Source organism: Stenotrophomonas sp. YJH_SMC_14-1 (assembly GCF_059372275.1).
Map to the genome: position 1 here is coordinate 73,217 of NZ_JCAFVK010000003.1, position 20,675 is coordinate 93,891.

At 60.9% G+C, this 20,675-nt stretch carries 17 protein-coding genes; 11 read left to right on the plus strand and 6 right to left on the minus strand.

The window, feature by feature from the left end; genetic code table 11:
- The first annotated feature begins 2 nt into the window (after positions 1–2).
- Positions 3–1,391 (plus strand): hypothetical protein, encoded by a 1,389-nt coding sequence (locus AC5P9P_RS09785; RefSeq protein ID WP_146257001.1) that lies wholly within the window; start codon positions 3–5, stop codon positions 1,389–1,391.
- Between the two features lie 641 nt (positions 1,392–2,032).
- Positions 2,033–2,920 carry an HNH endonuclease gene (locus tag AC5P9P_RS09790; RefSeq protein ID WP_164227247.1) on the plus strand — a complete coding sequence of 296 codons (888 nt, stop codon included), beginning with the start codon at positions 2,033–2,035 and terminating at the stop codon, positions 2,918–2,920.
- Positions 2,921–3,054: 134 nt separating this feature from the next.
- Here AC5P9P_RS09790 and AC5P9P_RS09795 read toward each other — a convergent pair whose 3' ends face one another.
- Positions 3,055–3,423 carry a hypothetical protein gene (locus AC5P9P_RS09795; RefSeq protein WP_071306540.1) on the minus strand — a complete coding sequence of 123 codons (369 nt, stop codon included), beginning with the start codon at positions 3,421–3,423 and terminating at the stop codon, positions 3,055–3,057.
- A 486-nt stretch (positions 3,424–3,909) separates the two neighbouring features.
- Complete coding sequence (locus tag AC5P9P_RS09800) at positions 3,910–4,125, minus strand: hypothetical protein (RefSeq protein ID WP_111108528.1); 216 nt, start codon at positions 4,123–4,125, stop codon at positions 3,910–3,912.
- A 231-nt stretch (positions 4,126–4,356) separates the two neighbouring features.
- Between AC5P9P_RS09800 and AC5P9P_RS09805 the strand changes: the two genes are divergently transcribed.
- From AC5P9P_RS09805 to AC5P9P_RS09815, 3 genes are all read left to right on the plus strand, one after another.
- Complete coding sequence (locus AC5P9P_RS09805; RefSeq protein ID WP_231522531.1) at positions 4,357–4,995, plus strand: DUF1629 domain-containing protein; 639 nt, start codon at positions 4,357–4,359, stop codon at positions 4,993–4,995.
- A gap of 363 nt (positions 4,996–5,358) precedes the next feature.
- Positions 5,359–5,991, plus strand: coding sequence for a DUF1629 domain-containing protein (locus AC5P9P_RS09810; RefSeq protein ID WP_111098388.1), 633 nt, complete (start codon positions 5,359–5,361; stop codon positions 5,989–5,991).
- A gap of 31 nt (positions 5,992–6,022) precedes the next feature.
- Positions 6,023–9,367 (plus strand): XVIPCD domain-containing protein, encoded by a 3,345-nt coding sequence (locus tag AC5P9P_RS09815; RefSeq protein WP_495232722.1) that lies wholly within the window; start codon positions 6,023–6,025, stop codon positions 9,365–9,367.
- Positions 9,368–9,489: 122 nt separating this feature from the next.
- Here the strand turns inward: AC5P9P_RS09815 and AC5P9P_RS09820 are convergent, their stop codons facing one another.
- Entirely contained in the window at positions 9,490–10,815 is a 1,326-nt protein-coding gene (locus AC5P9P_RS09820; protein ID WP_231522533.1) for an XVIPCD domain-containing protein, read from the minus strand.
- A gap of 21 nt (positions 10,816–10,836) precedes the next feature.
- Complete coding sequence (locus AC5P9P_RS09825) at positions 10,837–11,706, minus strand: hypothetical protein (protein WP_111108524.1); 870 nt, start codon at positions 11,704–11,706, stop codon at positions 10,837–10,839.
- Positions 11,707–11,920: 214 nt separating this feature from the next.
- Between AC5P9P_RS09825 and AC5P9P_RS09830 the strand changes: the two genes are divergently transcribed.
- Positions 11,921–12,847, plus strand: a complete 927-nt coding sequence (locus AC5P9P_RS09830) for an XVIPCD domain-containing protein (RefSeq protein WP_231522534.1) — start codon at positions 11,921–11,923, stop codon at positions 12,845–12,847.
- Between the two features lie 166 nt (positions 12,848–13,013).
- Positions 13,014–14,159: a YncE family protein gene (locus AC5P9P_RS09835; protein ID WP_049403700.1), complete on the plus strand. Its 1,146-nt coding sequence runs from the start codon at positions 13,014–13,016 to the stop codon at positions 14,157–14,159.
- 65 nt (positions 14,160–14,224) lie between these two features.
- Here AC5P9P_RS09835 and AC5P9P_RS09840 read toward each other — a convergent pair whose 3' ends face one another.
- The gene (locus tag AC5P9P_RS09840; protein WP_495232723.1) at positions 14,225–15,307 is read right to left on the minus strand and encodes a hypothetical protein; all 1,083 of its coding nucleotides are present in this window, start codon (positions 15,305–15,307) and stop codon (positions 14,225–14,227) included.
- Positions 15,308–15,823: 516 nt separating this feature from the next.
- Between AC5P9P_RS09840 and AC5P9P_RS09845 the strand changes: the two genes are divergently transcribed.
- The 4 genes from AC5P9P_RS09845 (at position 15,824) to AC5P9P_RS09860 (ending at position 20,137) form a co-directional block, all read left to right on the plus strand.
- Positions 15,824–17,368: a hypothetical protein gene (locus tag AC5P9P_RS09845; protein ID WP_495232724.1), complete on the plus strand. Its 1,545-nt coding sequence runs from the start codon at positions 15,824–15,826 to the stop codon at positions 17,366–17,368.
- 86 nt (positions 17,369–17,454) lie between these two features.
- A complete protein-coding gene (locus AC5P9P_RS09850) occupies positions 17,455–18,009 on the plus strand; it encodes a tellurite resistance TerB family protein (protein ID WP_033833675.1) in 555 nt (184 codons plus the stop codon).
- Between the two features lie 12 nt (positions 18,010–18,021).
- Positions 18,022–19,047 (plus strand): hypothetical protein, encoded by a 1,026-nt coding sequence (locus tag AC5P9P_RS09855; protein ID WP_043033961.1) that lies wholly within the window; start codon positions 18,022–18,024, stop codon positions 19,045–19,047.
- A 70-nt stretch (positions 19,048–19,117) separates the two neighbouring features.
- Positions 19,118–20,137 carry a helix-turn-helix transcriptional regulator gene (locus AC5P9P_RS09860; RefSeq protein WP_049397217.1) on the plus strand — a complete coding sequence of 340 codons (1,020 nt, stop codon included), beginning with the start codon at positions 19,118–19,120 and terminating at the stop codon, positions 20,135–20,137.
- 39 nt (positions 20,138–20,176) lie between these two features.
- On the opposite strand, the gene AC5P9P_RS09865 is transcribed toward AC5P9P_RS09860, so the two are convergent.
- Complete coding sequence (locus AC5P9P_RS09865; protein ID WP_099474743.1) at positions 20,177–20,659, minus strand: DUF4440 domain-containing protein; 483 nt, start codon at positions 20,657–20,659, stop codon at positions 20,177–20,179.
- Positions 20,660–20,675 lie beyond the last annotated feature (16 nt).

The window sequence follows — 20,675 nt, forward strand, 5'->3', positions numbered from 1 at the left end:
GTGTGGATAAGACGGAGTTGCAAGAAACCTACGCGGTTTTTAATGCTAGTGGGGATGGTATTGAATCTTTGCTGTGGGGGAATGAGCACGAATTCGTTTGTGAGAGAGTGCTTAATATTCCGAGTGATCCGCTATCCAAGGTGCAGCTGAACCAGTTGCTTGGATACAAACGAGAGATGGCGGTCTCAGATGAGTTCTTCAAGTTCTACTGGTGCAATGGGGGGCGTTCTCCATACGTAGTATCTAACGTTCCCAATTATAGCGAGTCGTATGCCGCTCATGATGATATTAGGAGCGTGGAGCAGCTTTTTCATGGGCTATATAGAATATTCATGGATGGCCTGCTTCTTTGCGGTAACGTGCGGGCGTACTTTCGAAGCAGCTGTTCACTTGGATTGGAGGCGATTGAGGCGAGATTGAAGCCTTTGTTCTTCGATACGAATGCCATTAAAGCGCGCGGGCCCGCGCTCGAAATGCGCGGAATCTCCAAGGACGATAGATACTTGATATCGGAGATGGCATGTAAATCATATGGTGACATGCCGGAGAATGGGGAGCTTCTGAATTACATGCGTGAGGCGTGGGGAGCCCATGCGAAACGGAGCGGTGGTTCGATTTCCATCACCCAACTTCTTGGTGACGAGAAGGAGCCAAGGCAGCAGATGTTTATTTTTTCGGCTGACGATATATTAAGTCATGACGTCAGCTCGGAAGACGAGCTTGTTGAGAACTATAATAAAGTTGCCGCGAAATTCAAGAAAGCTAGAGAGGCGGCTCTTCAGAATACAAAGCACTATCTTTCGCTTGTTAATGATCTGGATGTCTATGTTGCCACGAGTATGCGGACTAGGCAGGACTTTAGGCAGATGGCGGAAAAGTGTGAATCGATATTCGGTGATCAAGCAGTCGCGGATCTGCATCTTCGATATTTCGATCCCACCATGAGTGCGGCTGAGGGCCATCAAGACAAGGGCTTGATTGAATGTCTTATGGTTAGATGTTCTAAGGTGTTAATATACTGTGCGGGTGAAAAGGAAAGTTACGGTAAGGATGCTGAGGCTGCAATGGCCCTTAGTCTTGGAAAGAATGTTATCTTTCTCTGTGATAACGAGACGAGGAATAACTTTTACAAGGAGGTTCATCCTCTTTCAAGGCTAATAAATTTCTCAACCGGTGTTGCAGTTGGTGCGATCGTTACTACATCAGTTACTGACGTTGCTTTGCTTTTGGATAGAATATTCGAGAATGAGATGAAATACGAGCTGCGCCAGCACGAGTCCCGTAAGGGATATCTCCAGCTCGTAGAGTCTCAAACTGAGTCTATTATAAGAATTCAGACGGACGATAAAATGCTGTCGGAAGCATTTTGGAATCACTATAAGAGGCTTTAGTCTAAATATTTACCCCAGGAGAGCTCTATTTCCTAACAGGAGCTCTTCTTGCTTTGGAATGGATGCTCCTGCCGATCACTGTATAGTTGGTTTTTTCCCTGGCTATGGGCGTACGCAAGTAGCAATGAAGCGTACGCCAGGCTGGTGGCCCCTTGGATTGCTACCCGACCATCTTGAGACTTATATAGGTAAGGACGGCGAACGAGCGACCTTGCTCTGTAATAGCTGCGTTAGATCGAGCTTAGTGGTCCACCTGGGTGATTCATAAATCTTCGCCGCAGGCCCTGAAAAGCCCGGGGATCGATAATATGTAGATAGTAATAGCGGAACAGCAGAGCTCCGCCCCCCCCCAAAGTGACACTAAGCGAGCGCGCAACGAGATCGCCGATGCGCAGTCGATGAGAATCGCGCTGGTACCTCGCCAGCAAGTATATGAGAGTGACTCGCCAGTGCTCGGAACTCCTGCGCCACTGTCAGATCAGCCGGTGCTCGGCTAGCGAGCATACGGGTCGACACGTGCATATGCTGGGCTGCCTTGAGAGTGTGCTGATTACGACATCGAAAGGTACTATCCCGTCTCGGAGGCCAATAGGCCGCATCAATTAGATGAGACAGGGGAAGCGAGGATGGCGTACTGGTGGGTGAACCAGAAGCAGACGTTTGATCGGGCTGTTAAGGCAGGCTACTTGTGGTCGCCGAAGACCAATGTAGAAGGGAAGACGAATCCCTTCTATGAGCACATGACTCAGGTGCGTCCGGGTGATGTGGTCTTTGCATTTGCCAACACTCGAATCAAGGCTGTCGCAATCGTCAATGGCGCGCACTATGCGAAAGATCGCCCTGATGACTTCAAGAAGACGGACAACGAGTGGCGCAGGGACGGCTGGGCCGTTCCGGTTGACTATCACCTGGTGGAATCGCCGCTAAAGGTGAGCGAGCATATGGCGAAGATTCGGCCGCGTCTTCCGATGAAGTACTCGCCGCTGAAGCCGGATGGCAAGGCTAACCAGGCCTACCTGTTCCCAGTGCCGCCGGAAATGGCTACTGAGCTTTTGTCGCTGCTCAACGTTGACGTTGATGACCTGAGCGCTTGGCAAGACGAGGTGCGAGTCAAGGAGATCAAGGAAGACAAAAATATTGGCGAGACAGTGAAGGCCCAGCTGATCAATGCCAGAGTGGGACAGGGAATCTACCGTAAGAACGTGAGCGACATCGAAAAGGTCTGCCGCGTTACCGGCACGAGTGAGCCCAAGTTTCTCGTCGCTAGCCACATTAAGCCCTGGGCGAAGAGCACCAACTCTGAGCGCCTTGATGGAAGCAATGGGCTGATGTTGGCGCCCCATATCGATCGGCTATTCGACCGTGGATACATCTCTTTTGAAGATGACGGCCGGCTAATTCTGAGCAAGCAGTTGCCGGAGGCAGTGCGCTTGAGGTGGGATGTGGTGCAGAAGATTCCGAGCGTTCCGTTCTCGGCGGCGCAGGTCTCGTACCTGAATTACCATCGGGCCGTACTGCTGCGTAAGTAGGAAATAATCACCGGAGGTAGGCATCTCCGAATCGGGGATGCCTTGTGGAATCCGCAAGGGCGCTTCCAACCGACGTCAGCCGATAGCACGTGGACGACCAGCAGCTACGTGACACACGGCCAGATCCAACTGGGCTATTCCCGCACGTGCAACCGCTCAGCCACCTGCGCAGTCAACGCCACACACGCCATCTTCAACCCTTCCATCACCCGATCCCCCAGGTACTCCTCGGGCGCGCCGTTCTGCCGAGTCCGCTCAGCAGCGAGCATCAACTCCGCCACCACGCGCAAGCCGGCCAACGCGCAATCCGCATCCGCCAGTTGAAGGCAACGCCCAGGCAGTTGATGCCGCTCCGGCCAAGGCTGGCCGTCCGCAGCCGCACCAGTGCCGATGCGATGCAACGTGGCGACGAAGGCGTTGGGATCGATGGACCGTTCGCGGTCGGGTTCGGCGTTGTCCGGATCGTACTGCGCGTGCAGGGAACGGAAGTCCGATGTGTTCATGGCAATGCTCCGTACAGGACAGACAGCAGCGCCACCGATAAAAGTGGCGGACGATGCGAGGCTCGAAAACCGGTCAACAACCAATCCGGCGGGTCCGAAGACCCCCACGCACCGCCCGCCATGGACCGCGAACGGATTGCCAGCCGGCGTCACACGAACGTGACGCCGGCTGACAAGCGCAAACACATGGTTGTTGACCGGGTTTTCGACGCCCGTGCCACCCTGTGTGAGGTGGCATGCCAAGGTGTACTCGCATGGCTGCGAGATGCCAAGAAACCGTAGGCCGCAGAGGCCGCAAATGCTGACGCTTACGGCATTGTTGCATGGCGCACGCGCGACATAACCCTTGCGGTGCAGTGGTTTCGGCCGTTGTTAAGCTACCGCCCGAATGCGCTTCAAAAAGTACGGTTTGCAGCCGTGTAGGATCCCAAAAGCGACACCTAGCCCGCCGAGCTGACACGCGCGGCGTGCCGATTGCGACACAGCTTAACTTTGCACCCCTAAGCCCGACCGAGGCCACAGCGCATCGTCGCGCTCCAGGTCGTAGTCGCTTCCGAACGCCAGCGCCGCCTCGCGTGGCGGCAGGTCTGCGTAGCAGCCCAGCAGGTACTCATCCATGCCGGCATCGCTATGGTCGATGGCGAACAGGTGTAGGAGCTCCTTGTCGAAGGTTTCCAGCCATGTAGGTTCGATCCTGGTCACAGTCGTCCTCCAGAGGGGGAGCTGAGTTTGGCCGCGGTAGATCTCACAGGATGGGATAGGAGCTCGACAATCATTTGATTTCATTCGGCTCCGATTGCCGGCCCGTGCAAGTCAGGGTAGAAAAGGGCTGCGGCTTGTTCGGGTGAACATTCACCGATCGCCTTCACATGATCGGAAATGGGTCGAGACCTTCGCTCCAACGTCGGAGTGGCAATGAGAGGGAGGCAGTGCATGGATTCGGTTTCAACCCGCCATCCTCGAAAAGGGGAGTTCTTTCTCCTTGAGCCAGGGGCGATAAGCGGCCCTGCCTGCGGGGTCGTCTTCGAGAATCTGGATCGCCTGCTGTCTCTCCCTCGCATGATCTTGCTGCCGGAGGATGGCGGCGTCCCCTCGCTTCGCGAGGCGCCGCGCCTGGTACTTAAACTGAGCGAAGGACCGCCGCCTCGGGATCTGGAGTCGGGGTTCAGCGGCTACTGGCTGGTCTCTGAGCGGCTGCATGACGTGATGATCTCCGTGGATCCTCACGCCTTCACCTTTGCGGAAGCCGACTATCGCCTGGAAGACGGTAGCCGGGGTGATCGCCACTTCCTGTGCACCGTGGTTCAGGTCGTTGACGCGTTGGACGAAGGTGCGTCCAAGCTCTTCATCGACACCACCGAGGAATTCATCAACGGGAAGTTCTACGACTTGGGCGGCGGTGCGAGTGTGACGTTCGACCGGGAGAGGCTGGGGCAGGCTCACGTCTTCAGGACTCCATTCTCCGGCTCTGTGTTCTGTGACCGCGTGTTTAGGGACGCAGTGGCTGCAGCCGGTATAGAGACTGACAGCGATGCCGACGGCGTGTGGTTGACGGATGCCGCGGATATATAGGGTGTAGCCCATGCCGGCAGAGAATTCATGAGTGGCTGGCCTTCACATAACTGACAGTCGATGCCTTCCCGAAACCCGGCTATGTCTCTACGTTGGAGTGCAAACATCTGGAAGATAGGAAAAAGCATGGAACCGTCGAAGCCACCCCATGCTGTTCCTGGCGAGTACTTCCTCCTGGTGCCTGATACCACGCGTCGGAGAAAAGCAGCAGTGCGCTATGCCGGCCCAGTGCGCGGTTGGCTTTCCGGAGGGGGCTTCGGGCTGTGAGCGCGCGGGCATGACTCGAAGAGGGCATGGAAGGTTGGCGCCCTCTGATAAGCTCTTGGCACGCTTATTTAGATTGATTCTGAGGTGAGACAAGCAATGACTTCGAATCTCCCAAAGAAGGGCGAGTTCTTCGAGTTGCGCCCAGATGCCCGACGGCGCGGCAAAGGGCATGGCGTCGTTTTTGAGAACGAGTCTTCCTTGAAGACCCCTCCAAATTTCCTCTTGCGTCCCGATCAGGGGGGCTTCCCGCCTCTGCGCGAGACCCCGCGCCTGGTGTATTACCCAAGCGAAGGGTGGCCACCGGAGGATCTTGAAGCTGGGATGAGCGGCTATTGGCTCGTTTCCGGGCGTCTCCGGGAGGTGATGGCGGCCGTGGACCCAGGAGCTTTTGCGTTCAGGGAGACTGACTATCGACTCGCTGATGGAGCAATGGGTGGCCCTTATTTCCTTTGCGATGTCATCAGAACCATTGATGCCTTGGATGAGGCAGCATCCCAGCTGAAGATCATCGTGAGTGACGACTATGAAGAGGGGAAATACTACGATCTGACTGGCGACGTCCGCTTGGCGTTCAAGCGGGAGGTCATCGGCGATGCTCACGTATTCCGGCTCCCTTACTACGAAGGTGTCTTCTGCGACCGCACTTTCAAGGAGGCGGTCGAAGCCGCGGGACTGATCGCCAGCGGTACGTCCAACGGTCTGTGGTTCTATGACGCGGTGAACTGCTGAGACCAGGCGATGCTTGAGTCAAGGAGGATTTGTGGCTGGACATTCCACTCATTTGCAGGACCATCACGCGATTGAGCAGCAGACGCTGAGGCACAGCCCATTGCTCGCAAAGCTGCAGGAGGCCGGGCGATTCAATATTCACGCCCAAGAGAACCGGCTATTCCTCCCCGCAAACCCTGCCTATGCAGATGCGATGGGCATTACGCCTCACAGTGGCGGACCGTTGGGTGAATACCAGAACGGAATGATTCGGCGCTTGAACGAGATTCAGAGAACGCGAGACGGTAAGGCCGCGCTGCTGAATGACTCTGACGCCCTCGATAGAGTCATGGCACGTGTAGAAGCATTGCGAGACACCGTCAAGGTCGGGTTGATCAACGGCGATCTCAACACGAATACTCCGCTGGGAAGCACGCCTGCGATCACGAACAAACGAATCCGGGATTTTTTTGACGGAGTTCCTGAGTACCACCAAAGGCATATCGCTCAGATCCAAGCCTTGAAAGGTTTCACCGGGGTCGACCTTGGCTGGGTGGCTGTCACGCATTCCGAAAGTGGTATTGTGACTACGCTCAATAGAATCGAGTATGACGCCAAGCCACTGACTCGCGGTGGAAACATTGAGTTGCAGCGAAGCGGCCTGTCGCTTGCCATTTCCAATGCCCACCACGGTGGCCGAGTTGTTCTGACAGAGCCGGGTATCCAGACGGTCGAGCGCGTGCTCGGCGAGGAGGCCGGGCATCGCATTCGCAGCCCGCGCTCGCAGCAAGGCGGTGCGACATTGGACCTCCTCCTCGGCGAAGCCTCCACCAGCCAACTGATCCGCTCCGGTGGCCTGCTTGCCTCCGGCGCCGATGCCGTCATCACCGCCCGCCGCACCTCACAGCTGCTGGAAGAAGGCAACGGCACCGCCGCCCAGTCCGAGCTCACCCACGCTCTGGCGCGCAACGGCGGTGGCTGGGTCGGTGGTATGGCTACCGCGTCGGTGATCGGCACGTCCAGCTTCGTCCCTGCGGCTATCGTCGCGGGCGATGCGCTGCTGATGAGCAAGGCATTCGACAAGGGCGCCGATCTGCTCGACAACCGCGCCGTCTACCGGCAGACCGACAAGGCCGATGTCACATGGCAGTTCGATGGCCGCAACTGGCAGCGCCAAGCGGTCATGGACAGCGCGGGCGACGGCCTGGGCAATCCGGCTGAGCGCAGTGTGGGCGCCAGTTACGAGAAGGCCCGCGAGCTGGGCGCATACGCCCACGTAAAGGCGGTAGAGCTGGCGCTGGGCAAGGCAATGCCGCCGCAGGATCCTTTCAGCATCCCGGCGAAGGACGGCGAGGGCCGTCTGGACAATCCCAACTGGTACCGCGATGCACAGACTGAACAGTGGACGCGGCAGGTCAAGATTGGCGTGTCCGGTGCCAACGACCGGGGTGTGTATGAGACGCAGACCGCCAGCCCTGAGCGCGCCAACGAGTTGAATCGCGAGGCGGTGCAACGCATCGAGAACAACATCGCCAACGGCAAGGCCGCCATTGCCGCCAGCTATCTGGAGACCCGAGCTGCTACACGGGCAAGTGACTTCGTGCCGCTGGTGCCGGAAGCGGTAGAGCAGGCCCGTGCCAAGCCCGACGCCATCCAGGGCTCCGACAGCCATCTTTATCAGCGCGATGAAGCAGGACAATGGAGCCATGCTGGCCAGAACGCACAGGGGAACATGGCGCTGGAGCTGGAGCTGACCCGCACCATCCAGCAGCCGTCGCTCGATCAGTTCAACCAGACCATTGCCGCATTGGAATCGCGGCCGCTGCCGTCGGCGGCGGAAGTGAACCAGAACGAGCTGCGCCACAGCTACTACGCTGCGGGTGTTGCGCTGACCCCGGCGTGGGAGCAGGCCATTGCCTTGGCCACGGCGCGCACGCGCGAGCAGCACGGCATTACGGGTCCCACGCTGCAGGAACTGGGGCCTGTAGCCGAGGGCAACGCGGGCGCGTCCCGGCCCATCACCCATTACCAAGTGGGTCAGGATGGCGTGGCGCGTGCCGTCGCGACCACCAGCACGCAGGAGTTGCAGGCCGCATGGAATGAGGTGCGCGCGCGTGCCAATGAGCAGGCGCCGTTGCCGGACTCGCCCGAGCTGCGCATTGCTGCACTGTCGGCGGGTGAGGAGGAGGCGTACCGGCAGGCACTGCAGGAAGCCAATCGGCTGGGTGCTGCGCAGGTAGATGCAGGACAGGCTGCACGAGCAGCCGCGCAGATGGCACATGGCGACAAGCCATCTGAGCAGGATGGAAACGTGGAAGCGCGGGCTGAAGAGCCGGCGACTGCGCAGCCCGTCGCGCCTGTAACGGTTGCGGCAGCGCCGCCCGCGGTAGCGGTCACGCCACCGCCTACGCCCGCCCCCCAGGACAAGCCCGCGCCTCAGCGACACGCCGAGCAGCGCGATCCGCCGGGACGCGAGGCGGAGCCTCAACCTCAGCCCCATCCAAACAACGAGGCGCCTACCGAAAACCGTACCGCCTCACAGACGCCGGAGCCCGCTGGGCCGATGCAGGCGCACCCGGCCGCACCTGAGCGCGCGACGCCACACGCTGACACGCCTCTGGCAGCGGCAACGCAGACCATGCCCACGCAGCGCACAGAGCAGGCATCGGAGCCGGAGAAGATGGCCCCGGTGCCTGCGGTTGCTCCCACTCCAAAGCAGGACATGGCAGTTCAGGAGGTGGAACCGGTGCCCTTCAAGGAGCCGCTGCCTGCTGAGCCTGCGCGCGATCCATGGCCTTTGGAGCAGGAAGCGGCACAACACGTGCCAGAGCCCGAACCGGCTCTATCGGATGACCTCCAGCCTGTCACTGCGGCTGTCACTGTTCCTGCCGCGCCCACGATTGCGCCAAGCCCTGAGCCAGCCGAACCCGCACCGGATGAGGCGTCGGCCCCGAACCTGGCGCTGCAGGACCCTACGCAGCCCGGCCACCCCGATCACGCGCTGTATCAGCAGATCCGCGAGGGCGTGGAAGCGCTGGACGCCAAGCACGGCCGCAGCTTCGATGAAGTCAGCGAACGCATGACCGCCAGCCTTCTGGTGCTGGCCAAGGACAACGACCTGGAGCGGGTGGACCATGTGCTGGTGAGCAACGCTACGAGTGAACATCCGGCTGGGCACACGCTGTTCGTGGTTCAGGGCGAGCCAAGCAATCCGGCGCATCAGCGCGCTGCGATGCCGACTGAGCTGGCGGCGCAGACATCAGTTGAAGAGTCACTGCAACAGTTCGACTCTGTCAGCCGTGAAGCGCATCAGCGTGCGCTTGCGAATCAGATGGATCAGCAGCTGGAAGATCAGCGGGTGCAGCACGAGATACAGATTCGTGCGGCGAACATGTGAGGAGCTCCCAAACCAGGATACTTCAGTCGTGGGCACGAAGCTCACACGCACCCCTGGCCTGGGAAGGTCTCAGGGACTGCGATCTCTGGCCCGGAGGGAGGAGGTCGCCTCCCTCCGGGCGATCAGCCCATGCGCATGGCGTGGCTCTGCTGTTCCTGCGTACGTGCATCCAGCGCCTGCTGCGCATTCTGGCGGGCGAGCTCGCGCTGATCGCCCACCACGGCCAGTTGCTGCAGCGACTCAGACACCGGTGTTTGTGCCGCCACGGCAGTGGGCATGCCTGCACGCAGGTGGGCAGGGTCGGATAGGTCGCCTTGTACAACAAAGATGGTGTGACCCGCCGGCTGATTGGCCGTGGCGTTGCTCAGCACCACATGGTCCACCTGTTCCAGACCCTGCTCGCGTGCCTTCACTGTCAGGCTGGCGGCGAGGTTCTCACTGGTCGCGTCGAAGGGGCGGCCGTGCTTCTCGTCCAGTGCAGCGACGCCCTGGCGAATCTGCTGGTGAAGCGCGTGGTCCGGGCTGCCTGGTTCCATCGCCGCGACGCGGCGTCCTTCCGTAAAGAGAGGCTCGGGCTCCTGCGTCGACACCACGCGCGGGCTCTTGGCGATCTCTCTGTAGGGATCTTCAGGATGAAACTGCTTCGCCTTGGCCTCGCGTTCCAAGCGAACCTCGCGGGTCTCATTCAACGCGGAAATCTCGGCGGGATCGGTCTCTTTGGTTGTTCTATCGAGTGGGGGAACGCCCACTGTGCGGTTCCAGCTGCCGTCTTTGGGGTCGTAGCTGTGATAGTCGAACTTGGTGCCAATCACGTTCGGATCTACGGCGTCGCGCTGCAGGAGTGCTGCGCCCTCGAACTTGCTCAGCTCAACGAAGTAGAAATGCCCAGCGGGCTGCGGCATATCCAGGTGCACGCTGACGGCCGTCTTGCCGGCACGGAATGCGCCGGCAGCGCTGTTGTCCAGCATGTTCTGCCAGACCTTTTCGGCTGCCTGCTCACCGCGTTTGTGCTCCGTGGACACCAGCAGCAAGCGCGGCGTCCAGCAGTTCACATTGAGGTCGTTCTTTTCGAACGAAACATCGTGGGATTTGAGCGTGCTCGTATAGGGCAGGTTGAGTGCCAGATCAGGCCTGCCGGCCTCCATCCAACTTTTGCGCTCCGCCAGGTCGTTCCTGATCAGATCCTGGCCGAAGGTTTCTTGCCTGCGTTCGGTGAACGCTACGTTCTTCTCGTTGCCGAACAGCGTGGCCTGTTGCTCGGCAACGGCGCTTGCAAAGCTGTTGGCCACCCGGCCGGGGAGGCTGTCGTTGCGCACAACACCCAACGCAAGCAGGCCGTAGCCATCATTGTCGGGAAGCTGCGCGAGATAGTTCCAGTACAGCTCGCGATTTCCCTCCTTCGCGTAGGAGGACAGGACACGAATGTCCTTATCGGTAAGTCCGCTCATGATTCATCCTTGAGATGCGGTTTACGGCTGAACGCGATAGCGGCTCAGAAGATCACGCACGCTGGCTTCCAGGCCCTGCCAGTCGCTCAGCATGACGCGTGCATAGTTCATCTCGATGGCAATGCTATCGCCGACGTCCACGATGGAATGGCGGCACATTGCGATCTGGCCTTCGCCGGCGCGTTCAAGTGTCTTTCCCTGAACTACAAGTCCGTCAGGAATGCGGTCTGCCGGGTCGCAGCTGATGAACGTTGTCAGTTGCCCCTCCGCCGAGCGGGCCACATACCAGTCTGGCTCCATCCCCGGGTTATGCACGTAAGGCCTGCCCAGCGCAGCCTCTGACTCCTTTGCATAGGCTTCCATCAACGATGGGTCAATCGCATACGGCGTCAGACCCCAGCGCTCGGGTTGTGCAACGCGCAGCGCAAGGTTCTCTACCGGGTCCCTTCGTTCCAGTGATCCCGGCGCGCTGGTGGCTTCACTACTGGACCGACGCGCCAGATAGTTCTGGATGGGAACGCGATCGATGTACCTAAGCTCGACCAGTATCTGCCGCCGGCTGTCCTGCGTGCTGCGCACCGGGCGATCACCAGGAGGAGCTGCATCGAAATCAGGCCAGAACAGAGTGAGCATGACGCCCCCATCGGCCAAGGGGCCCGTCTGGTTGTAGTAGAAGTTGGCCGGGAACATGAAGCGGTGCGGGCCAAGCCGAGCCTCTACCGGGTGCGTCGTGTAGGTCTGTCCGCCCACCGTACGTGGGCTGGTTGCGCTTTCGGACATGGGGGTTCCGTTCGGGTCCTTTTCCGTGGATGGGGCCTTCGCGCAGGCGGTGGTGCTCAGCACGGCCACCAGGGCGAAGGAGGCAAGCCGGCAAGCCGGTGCTCTGCTCATGGGCGATTCCCTTGCATGATCGAAACGACTATAGAACGGTGGAATGGCAAGCTCCAGTCGCAGCCGAGACCGCAGCCACCGCGGGGTCATTACTGCATGCTGGCTCACATATTCAGCAAGCCGCGATCGGTCGCCTCTATTCCTCCACCTGCCCGCCATCCCACCTATGCCATCATCCGGCCAGGACCGCAGCACCCATCAAGGCTGAACAGGCATGGAGCAGGCAACACGCTACACGGCAACGCTGTACCTAGCCGCCCCCGGCACCCCACTGAAGAGCGGGGGCATTTCGCCGCGCGGCCACATGTACCTGCAGGTGGCAGCAGGCGACGAGGCCCACAGCTATGGCTTCGCACCACCGCGCCAGGCGCCGGGCGAAACCCCCACCGGCGTGCAGTACGCGCAGGTGCGCCACGATGATGCCGACGAACATCTGGACCCGTACTACAGCCGCACCCTGGAAATCTCCGAGGAGCATTACGGCTGCCTGCGTGATTTCGCCGAGGAACCGGCCGAGTTCGAATTCGATGTGGATCGCCCGGCCACCATCAACCGCTGCAGCGATTTCGTCTGGGCGGCGCTGCACTACGCCGGCCTGCATCCGCTGCCGGCACCGCTGGATGGCGGCAGCAACCTGGGCGAGTTCGCGGTGCTGTTCAACCTGCCGGAAATCCAGTGCATTGCCGCGCCGTTCCCGGGCAGCGATCTGAATGCCGAAACCCACCACGCGATGCCCGAGCGCGAGGCCGAACATCATCGCCAGGGCGACCGTGCCAGCGATGAGCCGCCGCCGACGCCGATTGAAGTGGCCGGCACGCTGCTGGACCCCTCGCATCCGGACCACCGCCTGTTCTCGCAGCTGATCCAGAAAGTGGCCGAACTGGATGCCGCGCATGGCCGCCCGTTCGATGCGGCCAGCCAGCGCATCAGCGCCAGCCTGCTGGTGCTGGCCAAGCAGAACAATCTCTCGCGCGTGGACCACGTGCTGCTCAGCCAGCCGACCAAGAGCAGCCATGCGGCGGAGAGCATCTTCATCGTGCAGGGCGACCGCAATGACCCAGGGCACCGCCGCGCCAGCATCGCCACCGAGGTGGCGGCCAAGACCGATGTGGCCGATTCGCTGCGCTTGAAGGAGCAGTAACCCGCGCGCCTGCCATACGCGTGCCGGCGCACGCCACGCCCCCCACCTGCTACCATTCCCCCGCAACCCCAGCCAGCCCACCCCGCGCAGACAGATGCAGGTCGGGCCGTCGTAGAACGGCCCAGCGAGCCAGGACACCCTCCCGTGCCCATTCAAGGACGCTCGCATGTTCCGTAATCCTCTCTTCCGCTCGGCCGCCCTGGCCGTGGCCGTTTCGCTCAGCCTCGGCGCGCCCTCCGCATTCGCCGACAACGCACCCGCCGCCAGCGCCACCACTGCCGTGCAGCGCCAGGCCGTGGCCAAGGGCCTGTACGAGCTGGCCTACAGCCCGAAGCAGAACGCCGTGTTCGTAGCCTCGTCCGGTGGCTTCGGCGATGACGCCGGCCCGGCCCAGGTGCTGCGCCTGAACCCGGCCACGCTGGCCGTGGAAACCCGCATTCCGCTGGAGCGCAAAGCCTTCGGCGTGGTGCTGGATGACGCCCACAACCGCCTGTACGTGGGCAACACCGTGGACCTGTCGGTGACCGTGGTCGACACCGCGCAGAACAAGGCCGTCGGCACCATCCAGCTGATGGAGAAGAAGACCGGCAAGGACGGCAAGGCCGTCTACACCCACGACCTGCGCGAACTGGTGGTCGACAGCGCGGCCAACCGCCTGTACGTGACCGGCCACAGCAGCCAGCCGGACGTGAGCAGCGTGCTGTTCGTGATCGATACCACCACGCTGAAGGTGATCAACACCATCGATGGCCTGGGCAATGCCAAGGCACCGGGCCTGGCGCTGGATGCGGCCAACAAGCGCGTCTACACCAGCAACCTGCTGGCCGACCTGGTGGTGGTGGGCACCGATTCGAACAAGGTGGTGGCGCAGCACAAGATCGCCGCCGAGCAGCCGATGAATATCGCGCTGGACCCGGCCGGCAAGCGCCTGTTCGTAACCGACCAGGGCTCGGAATTCCTGCGTGGCTACCAGGCCAAGAGCAGCGGCCTGGTCAGCAAGCATCCGGGCCAGCGCGTGCTGGTGCTGGACCGCAGCACCGGCAAGGAACTGGCCAGCATCCCGACTGATGCCGGTCCTCTGGGCATCCTGCTGGATGCACCGCGCAAGCGCCTGTACGTGACCAACCGCGAGGCCGGTACGGTGACCGCGTACAACAGTGACAGCTACCAGAAGGTGGCGACCTACACGGTGCCGACCCACCCGAACAGCCTGGCGCTGGATGCTAAGAACAACGTGTTGTTCGTCAGCATCAAGAACGGCGAGAAGGACGACAAGGGCGCTGACGAGAGTGTGGCGCGGATTCAGTTGTAACCGGCTACGGGGCCGCCCGTGCGTCTGGCACGGGCGGCCCTGCTCGGATCAGGGCATCAGCTTCCTTATGTCCCGGGTGACTTCTCGGTGTCTGTTTCCCGCGGGCACGGGTTGAACTCGGTAACCTGGTCCATGGGGATGCGATGGATGGTCCTGCTGTCGTCATCCTTCAAGCGTACAAGCAGCACGGAACTGGTCGAGTAGACAACGTTGACCGGATGGGTAGCGGTACCATCACCGGTCAGGAGCTTGCGGGATGCGCTGTCACGCGATCGCAGATCCAGCGTCATGCAGCCGCGGGATTTTCCGCTTGGCGGATTGACAACCTGCGAGGCCAGGTATGCACCGGTCGGAGGGAAGAGCATGGCCACGGTGACCATGATCGAGGCGAACGAGAGTGCAAGCACACCAACGCCGTATCGTCCACTCAGTTCATCGACCACTCTGATGACGATGGACTGGAATATGCCCAATGCTACTGCGGCCGTGAGCAGGCACATGCCAATCACCAGATCACTTTCCCTGGAGACCAGGCCGAGCATGAGCCGCATGATCGTGTTGATGGACAGCAGTTGCATGAGCCCCATGCCCAGCAGGAAGTAGCTATCCAAGGAAAGCCATTTCTGCTTCCTGTCATCGGGCTTCGCCCAGCGGGAAAAGAGAACGAAGATCAGCAGGCAGCCAATCGTACTGAACCACAGTGCTGCGTCTGAAATCTCGGTGTAGAAGGATGCGACATAGATTCCGCTGAAATGCAGTACGCCCGGAGTGATCAGCGCAAGGCTCCAGCGCCAGAGCGTCCTCTTCCGGCTCGCCAGATCGTCCGGCAGCAGCTTGATTCCCTGGCCTGGGATGTACGAGAACCGATTGGGTGACAGTACGATGGGGGAAAGGAACATGACGGCCAGGGCAAGGACGCGCAGCCCGGTCACCGCAAGCATCATGGGGAGTGCGGAAACGGCATCGGACGAAAGCAGGCTGAGAGGCAGCTCTTCCCTGACGGCGTAGTAGAGGATGCCTGCGCTGGGCAGAAGTACGGCAATCGACGCAATAAGGACCGGATGGCGCTCGATCCAGGCCAGCACCGGGCGAAGTTCTACGACGACATTGTCAATGAAGGTCACGAGCTCGGAATGACGCTTGTTCATCAATCTCTCTTTTGGGGATTCCATCATCCTGATCTGTGTTCCCTCGCTGTCCGGTGAGGGGATTGCCTGCTGTCGACCGCTGAGGTCATCCGGGTTTCGACAGGAGTAAAGGTCTACCTCGTGTCACGTACTTCGTGGCTGTCACGTACCCAGCATCCCAGGCCATACAGCGCGAGCCCGTACACCACGGTGGCACCGATGATTCTGAACATGGCGTTCCTCGTCAGGTGATGGAAGGAAGGGAGGCCCAGCACCTGCGTGGCCTCCCCGGAGAGGAATATGCGGATTCCTCCGACAATCTGTGTCGCAGTGCGATGTGTCGTCGCAATCGGCCACGAAAAGTTCGCAATAGGCCTAAAGTTTTCGGAAGTGCTGTCGATGATCCGGGGGATCAGGCGTTACGACATGGTTTGTCGCTATGTACGCCGAAGATGGATCTCCCAGCCAAACCTGCGGGCGAAGCATGCCCGGGTATTGGCCCACAGCTGGATGCTTTGCGTCACGGAGGAAAACGCAATGGAACCCAATGCAGATGAAAATGCCCGCAAAACGTCGGGCAGGCAGATCCTGGACGCAGCGACGACGATGTCAACGCTGGAGACTGTCCAACGCTATGGCAATGCTAATGCCGAATACATCAAAGGGTATACCGGAAGAGACGAACTGACCGGTCAGACATTTACCCATGGCCTGAAGAAGATCTCCGGGTACAAGCTTGATCCGCTACGTCCGGAAAACAGCATTGCCCAGCAGGCCGGCTATGCGGCTGAGGTCGCAGCGACCAGTCGTGACAATGCCGAGGCCATCATCAGTGGGTCACCCGTTCGCACGGTGCGCAGTGATGACCATCCCCAGTACCGGCGGAACGATGATCGCGTTGATCGGATAAGGGTGCTGGATGGCCAGATCATTGAAGGCAGCCAGTCACAGATGAAGTTCGTGGGCAACCGTGACCGGCTCCTTGAGAAGATCGCTGCGCCCGATGGAGAGTTCTCGCGCTATCGTGGGCTGAAGTTGGAGCTGCCCTCGGAGCAGTACGTCGATGCCGAGGCACATTGCCGGGCGCAGGCAGCAGATCTGCGCCGTCAGGCGGACGTGGTCGACGCGAGGGGCAAGCCTGAGGTCGCACTGCATCTTCGTGCGAAGGCAGACAACTATGAGCAGCTGGCCGGCAACCTTCTGGATACGGGGCTGACCAGTGACGATGCGAAGTTCTATCGTACCCATCCGCGGATGGCGACGGTGCGCGATATCGCGCATACCAGCCACAGGGCAGGTCTTGAAGGCGCGCGCGGGGCGTTCATGGTTGGCGCGGCGATCAGCATGGCGACCAATGCCTATGCGGTGGCAACCGAGCGCAGGGGGATGATTGATGCGGGCCGCGCAGTCCTGGTGGATGGTGCCGTCTCTGCCGGCATGGGCTACGCAACGGCTGCGTCCGGGGCCGCATTGACCGCAGTGATGCAGCAGTCAGGCCGACAGAGCCTGCAGGTCCTTTCCCGTACAGCCGCTCCGGCCATGGTGGTCGACGTCTGCGTGACCATGACCGGCTGCATACGCCGCTACGCCAGGGGTGAGATCGACGGCGTCCAGTTCCTGGATGAGATCGGTGAGAAGGGTTCCGGCATGATGGCTTCGGCCATGATGGCGGCATTGGGCCAGATCGCGATTCCGGTCCCGGTGGTTGGCGCCGCCATCGGCGGGATGATTGGCTGCACGCTTTCATCGATCTTCTATCGGGAAACGTTGGAGGCGGCCCGGAGTGCAGATCTGGCTGCCGAGAGGCTGGCCTTGGCAATCGAGCTCAATAAAGCTGCCCGTGAAGAAATTCTGGCGCAGCGCTTGGCGCTGGCGCAGTTCATTGCGGCCGAGCTTCCAGTGCTGAATGACGAGACGGCCCAGTTGCTGTGTGCACTCGATACCACCCAGCCGGAGATTGACGCCGATGGATTCGCGGCTGCAATCAACCGCTTTGCCCTTCTGCTGGGCAGCCGCCTGCAGTTTGCTTCGCTGCAGGAGTTTGATCTGTTCATGACGGGTCACGAGCCGCTTCGGCTTTGATCAATCGAACCCATTTCTGGTCGTGGCCTTCCGGGCAGGTTGGCCACGCCGGCTTCCGTGTGTGATCCCAGGACCTTGGAGATACGATGTTCCTTTATCTGCTTCCAGACACCGAGCAGGCAACCTTCCTGAAGGTTGCGCGCCTGCTGAGCGTGAGTGACAACCCGATGCTGTGGGACGGAAAGACCCACGAAGAAGTGACTGGCGATACCAACCTGAGCAAGGTTTCGCTGGATGAATCCGAACACGAACGTGCGATCTTCGACAGCTTTTCCCGTGAGTGCGGCAAGGTATATCGGTCCGACGGGGTGACGAAGGAACTGTTGACGCGCCTGCAGACGATGCCGCTGGTGCGCCAGAGCGACCCGGTGGAGCGGGCGCGGGTGGCGTGTGAGGTGCTCGACTCGCTGATCGACAAGGCCATGGTTGAAGCCGCGCAGCCGGCTGTACCGAAGGTGATGCTGTATGAGTTGATGCTGCTTGCACTGGCTGACGGTGAAGTGTCGAGTGTCGAGGAAGCACAGCTGCGTCGCCTGGCCGATATCTTCGGTATTGACGACTACATCTACAACGACCTGCTTGAGCGCGCGGAAAGTATCAATCGCGAGGCCAGTCGTACCGTTGCCATCATTCTTGAGTAAAAGGAGTTACCCATGATTCCAATCGTAGTCGGGGCCGCGATGGCGGCCAGCGCGCTGTATGGCATCTACAAGGGCGGCAAGGCCGTGGTCGATCACAAGGATGCCGGCATCGCCAACGCCGATGCAAAAGGGCTGATCGAGAAGGGCTCGTCGTTGCTGGAGACGCAGCGCAAGCGTACCAACACGGTGCTTGAGGACTATGGTGCACGCAAACTGCGTGCTTTCAATGGGGGGATCGCAGACTTCATCGATGCATTTGGTCAGCTCAAGAACGTTGAGGGGATCGGCTCACCCGAACTGGACAAGCTGGTGCAGGGCGATTTCACCACGGCGTCGCTGGAAGGCCTGAAGCGGGACTACCAGTTGCTGATGGACTCGGGCCTGGGCCTGGGCGCCGGGCTGGGAAGTGGCGCCGCGTTGGCATTTGGTGCGTACAACGGGACGATGCTGCTGGCCAGTGCCAGCACCGGCACTGCCATTTCGACCCTCAGCGGTGTTGCAGCAACCAACGCAACGCTGGCGTGGTTGGGCGGCGGTTCGTTGGCTGCGGGCGGATTCGGAATGGCTGGCGGCACCCTGGTGCTGGGTGGCCTGGTTGCCGGTCCGGCGCTGGCGATCTTTGGCTACGTGGTGGGCAGCAAGGCTGAAGCCGCGCTGGCCGATGCACGCCGCAACAAAGAGGTTGCTCGAACCCATTACGACGAGGCCGTGTTGGCCGCCGAACAGTTGGCGGCGGTCGAGACCGTTACAACGCTCGCCAACAGGACGTTCTCCAAGCTGTGCATGTCGCTGCGTCGTGGTGTAGCCGATATCCGTGATGTCATCCGGGAGCACGGCTGCGATTTCAGTAGTTTCCCCCAGCAGGCGCGGGAGCGGGTTTTCCGTGCCGTGAAGATTGCCCAGCTGATCAAGGTGATGATCGATACCCCGATCCTGGATGACGCAGGAGCGCTGGTGCTTTCGACCGAGAAGACCGTGGCCGATGTGGATGCGGCGATGGTGGTGATGAAGGGCGAGGAGCCCGCCAAGGCGGCTTGACGATGGGCAGAGCCCCACGCCGTTCTGGTGGGGCTCTTGTTGCCTGTCGGCTCTGGAAGGGAAGATTGATATGAAGATCCGTTCGAACGACACGTTGATGCGGCAGTGGGAGATGCTGCGCATGATCCCGCGAGCTCCGCGCAGGATATCCGTCAGGCAGATACTGGAGAATCTGGAGCCGCTGGGCTTCAGGACCAGCAGTCGCACCATTGAACGGGACCTCCAGAACCTGTCCACGCGGTTCCAGCTCATTGCCGACGACAGTGAAAAGCCCTTTGGCTGGAGTTGGTCCAGGGAAGCGAACTTCGCCTTCACGCCCAGGCTGTCGATTTCGCAGAGCGTTGCACTGCTGCTTTCGCATGCACATCTGCGTCAGCTGCTCCCGGCAACGGCCATGAATGAGCTGATGCCCGTGTTCGACATGGCGCGGGCGGAAGTCTCGACGTCGGGCTGGGGGGAGTGGGCCAGCAGGACCGCGATCCTGCCCATGGGCCCGAACCTGCTCGCCCCCGAAGTGGAAACGGCCGTACAGGTGGATGTCCACAGGGCATTGGCATCCCGACGCTGCCTGTCAGGCTGGTACCGCAGCAAAGGCAAGGACGAGCCGAAGGAGATGATCATGCATCCTCTGGGGCTGCTGATGCGCGGTTCTGCGCAGTACCTTGTCTGCATGCTGCGGGACTATACGGACATCCGCCACCTGGCGTTGCATCGCCTGAGTGGAACCCGGGTGCTGGAGATGGAGGCAAGGAGCCTGCCGGACTTCGACTTCCAGCGCTATGCGACGACCACCGCCACCGCGTTCCAGGGGCAAGGACGCATCGTGCTGGAGGCGCGCTTCCGGGCGCAGGCTGCGGAGCATCTCAGGGAGACGCCCCTGTCCGAAGATCAGACGATCAGTGATCTGGGTGATGGATGGATCCGGCTGCGCGCTACGGTGGAGGACGACCAGACCTTGCGTTGGTGGCTGATGGGCTTCGGGAGCAACGTACGGGTCGATTCCCCAACGCACCTGTGCGACGCCATCGGCGCGGAGTTGGCTCAGGCAGCAAGCTACTACGCCCGCGATCTGGAGGAGACCGTGGGCTGAATGGTCTTGGTCAGGGCGAGTGAACAGTCGCCGACGGGTTCATTTCGTTGCCGGCCGATGGTCATAGCTGATCACCCGCTCGGCCATCCAGCGCCCGTCCACGCGACGCCAGACCTGGATGAAGCGGGCCTGGCCCACCCAGCGCTCCACGCCGTCCTTGCCGCGTTCGTGGAAGCGGTGGTCGCCGATCTCCAGCGCCCGCTCGTCGTGTAGTGGGAACACCTGCAACGAAGGCTCCACCCGCTCGCGGCGCAGGCTCCAGCCGCCCTTGCGCGCATTGCTGCACATGGTGGCCACGCTGCGACGGAAGTCTTCGCGGCTGCTGGCCGACTTGCCATCCTTGTCATGGAAGAACTCCATGTCCTGGGTGGTCATCGCGGCGGCCTTGTCGGCATCGCAGGCCTCGAAGGCGGCGGCGAACAGCTGGGTGTCGGCCTGGCGGATCTGCTCGCGCAGGTCATCGGAGGGCGCGGGTGCGGCGGCGAGGCCGGCGGCCAGCAGGGGCAGGGTGAGCAGCAGCATGGCGAGTCTCCAGGGA